Origin of the sequence: Streptomyces carminius (genome assembly GCF_002794255.1) — a bacterium.
GTDB lineage: Bacteria > Actinomycetota > Actinomycetes > Streptomycetales > Streptomycetaceae > Streptomyces > Streptomyces carminius.
Genome location: NZ_PGGW01000061.1, coordinates 70769 through 78882, shown reverse-complemented (window position 1 = coordinate 78882; position 8114 = coordinate 70769). Strand labels below are relative to the sequence as shown.

The window sequence follows — 8114 nt, the reverse complement described above, 5'->3', positions numbered from 1 at the left end:
GGCTGTACTCCCGGGTTCAGCTGCTCATGTGGCGTCGGCCTCCGCCTCGGCGAGGATGCGGCCGAGTTCGGCGGAGGCGGTGCGGCGGGCGTTCCTGTCGTCGCTGGTGGCGACGGTGTGCTCGCATTCGCGGAAGCGGGCGGCCCGTTGGGGCCACCGTTGGACGGCGACCCACGCCCACCAGTGATCGACGAAGTGGCGGCCGGGCAGCAGGCTGAACTCGTCGCGGGCCTGGTCCATGGCTTCGGCCCAGTGCGTGTCGAATCTGGGCAGGGCCGCGGGAGCGAGACGGGCGACGGCGACACGGAGAGCGGCGGGGTTTCTCTCCGGCATGGGGATGAGTGGCCCTGAGGGGGTGTCGGTGAGTGTGCTCATGACTGGCGTTCCCTTGTGGCGGTGGCGTGTGTACGCGGCTACGGCGGCGGGCGGGGTCTGTTCGAGTTCCTCGTGCTGGGCGGTGGTGACCGCGCGTTCTACCTATTGAAACGGCACTACGGGCCGGGGTGCGCCGTCCCGTACGGGGGAAGCGCGGTGACTCCGGTCGGCGGCTCGAACGAGCCGGCCGCGGGCGGTGCCCCGCCGCCACCCGTGACCGTCGGTCCGTCAGAGGCATACAGGGCGTAAAGATGCTTGGGGTACGGTGTGGGGCATGGCCGAAGCGAGTGTGTACCCGGGCGAGGAACAGAGGCGTGACCTCGGACAGGTCGTCGCTCTCGCCGGCCGCTCGCAGGCCGGCCTCGTGCGTGACGGCATCAGCCGGGTGATCCGGGACCACCTGATCGAGCGGCCTCCCGTGAAGGCCCGATTCGGCAGCCCGGCCATGGCGGGGCGGTCCGACGAGTCGACGGACGGCTCCGGCGCGTGAGGACGATCGTCGACAGTGCGGGAGCGACCGTGGCGGTGAACGCCGCGGAGCCGCGCCACGAGGAGTTCCACGCGGTGCCCTCCCGGGCGTCCTCCGCGGTCGCCTTCCCCCTCGTCGTCGCCGAGGCGCACCGCCTGCCGCAGGACTACCGGCAGATCGCCCCGTCCACCGGCCGTCCGCACTTCCGGTCCCTCCCCTGCGACCTGGATCAGTAGCCGGCCTCGGGCCGGACGGCGGACCCGCACCACATCGAGCACGAGCAGCAGCACCGGACACCGTCAGGGAGAGCGAGAACACGCAATGGCCCAGCAGCCCCTCCTCCGCGATGTCATCGACATCAAGGAGTCCATCTCCACCTCGGACTTCGTGCTGTCCCTCGCCGAGGCGACGACACCCGAGGGCGCCGAGGCCGCGCTCAAGGACTACGTCGTCACGGAGCGGCTGCTGGAGAACTTCGACGAGGCGCTGGACCTCATCAAGTCCGCGCTGGACGGCCACCGCTCCAAGGCGGCGTACCTGCACGGCTCGTTCGGTTCCGGTAAGTCGCACTTCATGGCCGTCCTCTACGCGCTGCTCAGCGGCGACCCGGCCGCCCGCGCCCGCACCGAGTTCGACCCGGTGCTGACCCGGCACGAGTGGCTGGGCACGGACGGCAGGAGGTTCCTGCTCGTGCCGTACCACATGCTCGGCGCGAAGGCCCTGGAACAGCGGGTCCTCGGCGGCTACGTGCACCACGTCAAGAAGCTGCACCCGGAGGCGCCGACCCCGCAGGTGTACCGGACCGACTCCCTCTTCGCCGACATCCGCGCGCTGCGCGCCAGCACGGGCGACGAGGCGGTCATCCGGGGCCTGGGCGGTGGCGACGCGGACGACGGCGAGGAGGACGAGTGGGGCGAGGGCTTCGCCTGGACCCCGCGGCTCCTGGACACCGCGCTCGCCGCCGAGGAGAGCCACGAGGCGGGCGTCCCGCTCGACCTGCGCAACCCCTCCACCCCGGCCGAGCTGCGGGCCAAGCTGGTCAGCGACGCGAGCACCAACCTCCTGCCCGGCTTCGCCAGGAACGCCGCCGAGGACGAGCACGGCTTCGTCTCCCTGGACGCCGGACTGTCCGTGATCGCCGAGCACGCCAAGTCGCTCGGCTACGACGGGCTGATCCTGTTCATGGACGAGCTGATCCTGTGGCTGGCGACCCTCATCCACGACCAGAAGTTCGTGGCCCGCGAGGCCAGCAAGATCACGAACTTCGTGGAGGGCGGCGACGCCCGCCGCGCCATCCCGATCGTGTCGTTCATCGCCCGCCAGCGCGACCTGCGCGAGCTGGTCGGCGAGGAGGTGTCCGGCGCGGCGGAGTCGTCCATCCAGGACACCCTGAACCTGGCCTCCGGCCGGTTCGACAAGATCACCCTGGAGGACCGCAACCTCCCGCAGATCGCCCACGCCCGCCTCCTGAAGCCGAAGGACGACGAGTCGGCCGGGCTGATCGACGCCGCGTTCGCGCAGACCAAGCGGACCGGCACCCAGGTCTGGGACACCCTCCTGGGCTCGGACAAGGGCACCACCGGCGCGGACGAGGAGTCGTTCCGGCTGACGTACCCGTTCTCGCCGGCGTTCATGGACACCCTCGTCCACATCTCGTCCGCGCTGCAGCGCTCCCGCACCGGTCTGAAACTGATGGGCCAGCTCCTGGCCGACCACCGCAACGAGATCCGGCTCGGGCAGCTCGTCCCCGTCGGCGACCTCTACCCGGTGATCGCGAAGGGCGGCGACAAGCCGTTCACCGACAGTCTCAAGGTCGTCTTCGAGGCCGCCGACAAGCTGTACCGGACCAAGCTGCGGCCCTATCTGCTCAGCTCGTACGACATCACCGAGGACGACGTCGAGCAGTACCGCAACCGGCCCGAGGCCGTCACCGATCCGAAGCGGCTGGGCGGCTGCCGGATGTTCACCGGCGACAACCGGCTGGTGTGCACGCTGCTGCTGTCGGCGCTGGCGCCCAGCGTGCCCGCGCTGTCCGAGCTGACCATCCGACGGCTCGGCGCGCTCAACCACGGGTCGGTCCTCGCGCCCATCCCGGGCGCCGAGGTCGGCATCATCAAGAACAAGGTCGCCGAGTGGGCCGCCCGGTTCCCCGAGATCAAGGAGACCGGCACCGACACCAACCCCGGTGTGCGGCTGGAGCTGTCCGGCGTCGATGTGGACTCCGTCATCGCCAACGCCCAGGTCAACGACAACCCCGGCAACCGGGCCGCGCTCGCCCGGCGCCTGCTGTCGGAGGAACTGGGCGTCGAGCACGGCCAGTTGAGCGACCTGCTCGGCTTCACCTGGCGCGGCACCGCCCGCACCGCCGAGATCGTCTTCGGCAACGTCGCCGACGAGGACGAGCTGCCCGACCACGACCTGATGCCGCAGGAGGAGGGCCGCTGGCGCATCGCCATAGACCTCCCCTTCGACGAGGGCGAGTGGGGACCGGTCGAGGACGCCAACCGCATCCAGCGACTGCGCGAGCGGCAGCAGGGCGAGCGGTCCCGCACCGTCGCCTGGCTGCCCGCCCACCTGTCCGCGCAGCGCCTCGCCGACTTCCGGCGCCTGGTCGTCATCGACAAGGCCCTCGCCGACGAGCACCGCTTCGACACCCAGTACGCCGGCCACCTCAACGCCGACAACCGCAGCCGCGCCAAGGGATTGCTGGAGACCCAGCGCGAGGCCCTGCTCAAGCAGGTCAGGGGCGCCTTCAAGCAGGCGTACGGGCTCGCCGGGAAAAGGGCCGCCGACGTGGTGCCCGACTTCGACGACCACCTCGTCGCGCTGCCCGACGTGGACGGCCTCACCCTGTCCTTCGGGCAGAGCCTGCACGACGGCATCCGGCACGTCGCGGGCAGGCTGCTCGCCCACCAGTACCCGGCCCACCCCGACCTCGACCCCGACGCCACCGGCACCGCCGTCAAGCCCACCGACACGCGCAAGGTGTTCGCCCACCTCCGGGCCGCCGCCGAGGCCCGCGACGGGCGGGTGGAGATCCCGGCCGCCGACCGCAGGCTCATGCAGCGGATCGCCGGGCCGCTGCGCCTCGGACAGCAGAAGGAGGCGTACTTCGAGCTGTCCCGCTACTGGGCCGACCACTTCCGCCGGCTCGCCAGCGCCCAGGGCGTCACCGGGGACCTGTCCCTGATCACGCTCACCGACTGGACCGACAAGCCCGAGCCGCGCGGCCTGCCCGACTTCCTCGCCCGGCTCGTCGTCGCCGCCTTCGCCGAGATGGACGACCGGGTGTGGGTGCGCGGCGGCACCGTTCTGGACCCCGCGCCCGAACTGTCCGCCCTCAAGGACCACGACGCGCTGCGCAGCCAGCCGCTGCCCGCCGAGTCCGACTGGGACACCGCACGGCAGCGCTTCGAGACGGTCTTCGGAGCGAAGCCGCCCGCCCTGCGGCGCGGCCGCATGGTCAACCAGTTCGCCCGCCAGATCATCGAGGCCGCCCGCGCCCACCGGGACCACGCGGCCGACCTGGTGCACCAACTGGAGTCCCACGCCGCCTTCCTGGGCCTCGACCAGAGCGCCGACACCGGGCGGCTCGCCCTCGCCCGCCGCGCCCTGGAACTGCTGGACGCGCTCACGGCCGAGGCCGGCAAGGGCGCGGCCGGGGCGAAGAAGACCGTGGGGGCGCTGGCCTCCTTCGACCTGGGCGCAACCAGCGCCGACCGGTACGGCACCTCCATCAAGAGGGCCCGGGCCGTCGCGGAGGCCGTCGCCGCCGCGCCCTGGAGCACCCTGGAACTCGCCGCCGGACTCGGCCCCGAGGGAGAGGCGCTGCTCGACTCGCTGCGCAACGTCGCCCGCGACGACCAGCGCACCGCCGACCTGCGCGAGGCCCTGGCCCGCACCCAGCGCGAGGTCGTCGCCCTGATCAAGCGCAGCCAGGCCGCCGCCGTACCGCCGCCCGCGCCCGTCGCGCCCCCGCCTCCCACGGCCGACAGCCAGTCCCTGGACACGCCGACCAGCGACCCGCGTGTCTCCTACACCCGGCCGCAGGAGGTGCCCTCCCCGGCGGGCGGCGGCACGGCGGGGAAGTCCGGACGCCGCAGCACGACGGTGCGCCGGGCCGCCGCCGACCTCCAGGCGGAACTGTCCGAACTGGCCGCCCGCCGGCCCGACGCGACCATCGAGATCACCTGGCAGGTCGTCGAATGACGGACACCGCCGTCGCCGCGCCGGGCGCCGTCCGGCTGAACACCGCGACCGTCACCCAGTACCTGTCCGCGCAGTCCTCCCTCGCCGCCGCCCTGACGGGGGACGGCGGAGGCAGGCGCAGGGTCGTGCTGCTGCGGTCCGCGCCCCGGTGGGACGGCCCCGCCGAACCCGTCTGGGACGGGGGCCGCACGGCCGGGATCGCGGCGGCGCCCTCCCCGCTCGCCGTCCACGAACTCGTCCTCGACCACCTGGCGGGCCGCCGCTCCGGCCCCGCCGTCCTGGTCGTCCTCACCGACCGCGAGCAGCACGAACTCGACCCGGCGATCCTCGCCCGCGTCCACAAACTGCGCATCGACACGGTCGACGGCTGGGACGTGGTCCGCGAGGCGTTCGGCGCCCGGCAGACGGACCCCCGGCTGAAGGACGTCAACTGGGCCGCCGAGGCCCTGCTCGACGCCACCCCGCCCGGCGGCTGGCCGTCCGTGCCCGGCGGCTGGCTGTCGAGGCAGCACGCCCTCACCGCGCTCGCCCAGCGCCGCCTGCGCCTGGGCCCCTACGACACCGAGGGCGGCGTGCGGCGCCCCGGCGACGACCGGCTCGACGCGCAGACCCTGCTGCACTGGTCGACCCGGCCCGGCGCCCCCGAACGGCTGCTGGAACTGCGCGGCCCCGAACGCGACGGGCTGACCGCCTTCCTCGCGGAGGAGGACCAGGCGGGCCTCGCCGGACGCGCCCTGCTCGCCCTCGTCGAGGCCGAGCGCGGCGCGGACGCCGCCGCCTTCGGCCTGGTGTGCGCGGCCCTGTGGCAGCACGCCGAGCCCACCCCCGCGACGTACCAGGCGCGGGGCCGCGCCGAACGCTACTTCGGCGACCGGCCCCCGGCGGCCGGCGAACAGCTCGAAGCCCTGGCGGCCGTCCTCGGCCGGGCCGCCGAGGAGTACGTGACCGCACTGCTGGCCGCCGGACACCGCGGCGGCAGCAGCGGCGACGACGCCGGCCAGGCCCGCGAGGCCCGCCGCACCACCGGCACCGTGCTCGACCGGGCGGCCGCGCTGGCCCGCCAGTTCGGCGCGGAGCAGGCCGTGGCGGCGAGCCCTGTCCTGCGCGGTGGACTCGAGGCCCGCTTCAACGCCGTCGGGCAGGCACTCGCGGCGGGCGACCCGGCCGCGGTGGCGGACGCCGTCCGGCGCCTGGCGGACCACCGGCTCGCCGCCGAGCCCGAGGAGTCCGCCCGCGTCGAACGCGCCCGCATGGGACGGCGGCTCGCCCGCTGGCTGGCCACCGACCCGCCCGCCGAGTCGCCCACCGTCGCCGACGCCATACGGCGGCACGTCGCCGAGACCGGCTGGGCCGACCTCGCCCTGGAGCACATCGAGGCCGGCGGCGATCCGGACCCCGTCCTCAAGGCCGCCTACGACACCCTCGGCACCCGGGTCAGGGACCGGCGGCGGCGGATCGACGGGGCCTTCGCCCGCTCGCTGGCCTCCTGGACACAGGCCGGCACCCAGCCCGGCGGCATGCTCACCGTCGAGACCTTCCTCGACCGCGTGGTCGGACCGGTCGTCCGGCGCGGGGAGGAGCGCCGGGTGCTGCTGCTCGTCGTCGACGGCATGAGTGCGGCCATCGCCAACGAGCTCGGCGAGGAGCTGCGCCGCTTCTGGGCCGAGTACGACCCGCTGCCCGAGGGCGGCGCCCCGCACCGGCGGGCGATGGCCGCCGCCCTGCCCACCGTCACGGCCGTGTCCCGGACCTCGCTGTTCGCGGGCAGGCTGCTGAAGGGCAACCAGGCCGACGAGAAGCGGCTCTTTCCCGCTCTGAAGCTGTGGGGCGGGGCCCCGGCCGCGGTGTTCCACAAGGACGAGCTGCGCACCGAGACCGCGGGCGACACCTTCGGCCCGGCGCTCACGGAGGCGCTCACCGACGGCAGGACCCATGTCGCCGTCGTCCTCAACGCCATCGACGACCGGCTCGCCAAGGAACAGAAGCTCGGCGACGGGGCCTGGCGGGTAGACGACGTGCCAGGCCTGCGCGACCTGCTGCGGGTGGCGGCGGCCCAGGGCATGGCCGTCCTCGTCACCAGTGACCACGGTCATGTCGTCGACCGGCACGGGACGAAGGTCGACGCCGCCGACGCCGCCGGGCCGGAGTCCGCCCGGCACCGGCTGCCCGGCGGCGGCCCGCCCGCCGAACGGGAGATCGCCCTGTCCGGGCCGCGCGTGGTGTGGCCCGAACCGGGCGCGTCCGTCGTCGCGCTGTGGGACGCAGACTCCCGCTACACCGCTCGCAAGGCCGGGTACCACGGCGGGGCCTCCCTCGCCGAGTTCACCATCCCGGTGCTCGCCTTCCTGCCGTTCGGGGCCGAGCCGCCGAAGGGGTGGCGGGAACTGGGCGACCAGCGGCCCCACTGGTGGGCCCCGGAGGAGACCGGGAAGCCGGTGCCGGGCGAGCACACCGGCCGGCCGACGGCCGAGGCGGCCCCCGCCGCACCCAGGAAACCGACGGCGAAGTCGCAGAAGAAGCAGGCCGAACTCGCCCGGACGCACGAAGCGCTCTTCGACGTGGAACTGAAGCCCGGAGGAGACGACTCCCTCCTCACCGCGACCGTCGTCTCCCGGACCGAGGCGCTCGTGACGGCGCTGCTCGACTCGGAGACGTACCAGGCGCAGCTCGGCGGGCTGGCGCGCAAACCGCAGCAGGAGCAGGTCCGCAGGGCGCTCGTCGCCCTGCTCGACGCGGGCGGCACCCTGCCCGCCACCGCCCTCGCCCAGCGCGCCGGCCTGCCCACCACCCGGGGCGACGGCTTCGCCGCCGTACTGCGCCAGCTCCTCAACTACGACGGCGTGCAGGTGCTGGAGATCCTCCCGGACGGGCGCACCCTGCGGCTCCACGAGGCGCTGCTGCGCGAGCAGTTCGCCTCCGGGGCGGGCTGACGGCACCACTCGGGGTGCCTCCGGGAAGGAGCCGGAGGCACCCCGGACGCATGCCCCCGGTGAGCCCTCCCGCGGAGCCTCCTTCCTCCGGGGCGGCCGGCTCGCCATGAGGACGCCTCCTCGCCGCGGTG

At 74.0% G+C, this 8114-nt stretch carries 5 protein-coding genes; 4 read left to right on the top strand and 1 reads right to left on the bottom strand.

All coding sequences use genetic code 11. The features are described 5' to 3' along the window. Positions 1 to 24 precede the first annotated feature (24 nt). Positions 25 to 375 (bottom strand): DUF6247 family protein, encoded by a 351-nt coding sequence (locus CUT44_RS21135; RefSeq protein ID WP_100203500.1) that lies wholly within the window; start codon positions 373 to 375, stop codon positions 25 to 27. Between the two features lie 274 nt (positions 376 to 649). Between CUT44_RS21135 and CUT44_RS21130 the strand changes: the two genes are divergently transcribed. The 4 genes from CUT44_RS21130 (at position 650) to pglZ (ending at position 7983) form a co-directional block, all read left to right on the top strand. Next, positions 650 to 865 (top strand): hypothetical protein, encoded by a 216-nt coding sequence (locus CUT44_RS21130; RefSeq protein WP_100203499.1) that lies wholly within the window; start codon positions 650 to 652, stop codon positions 863 to 865. Continuing rightward, a complete protein-coding gene (locus CUT44_RS21125) occupies positions 862 to 1080 on the top strand; it encodes a hypothetical protein (protein ID WP_100203498.1) in 219 nt (72 codons plus the stop codon). The genes CUT44_RS21130 and CUT44_RS21125 overlap by 4 nt, the downstream gene beginning before the upstream one ends. A gap of 85 nt (positions 1081 to 1165) precedes the next feature. Further along, a complete protein-coding gene (pglY, locus tag CUT44_RS21120; RefSeq protein ID WP_100203497.1) occupies positions 1166 to 5053 on the top strand; it encodes a BREX-2 system ATPase PglY in 3888 nt (1295 codons plus the stop codon). Beyond that, entirely contained in the window at positions 5050 to 7983 is a 2934-nt protein-coding gene (gene pglZ, locus CUT44_RS21115) for a BREX-2 system phosphatase PglZ (protein WP_100203496.1), read from the top strand. The genes pglY and pglZ overlap by 4 nt, the downstream gene beginning before the upstream one ends. Positions 7984 to 8114: the final 131 nt, after the last annotated feature.

Coding starts and splice junctions, on each gene's coding strand:
- CUT44_RS21135 (WP_100203500.1), bottom strand. CDS start 375: ATGAGCACACTCACCGACACCCCCTCAGGGCCACTCATCCCCATGCCG.
- CUT44_RS21130 (WP_100203499.1), top strand. CDS start 650: ATGGCCGAAGCGAGTGTGTACCCGGGCGAGGAACAGAGGCGTGACCTC.
- pglY (WP_100203497.1), top strand. CDS start 1,166: ATGGCCCAGCAGCCCCTCCTCCGCGATGTCATCGACATCAAGGAGTCC.
- pglZ (WP_100203496.1), top strand. CDS start 5,050: ATGACGGACACCGCCGTCGCCGCGCCGGGCGCCGTCCGGCTGAACACC.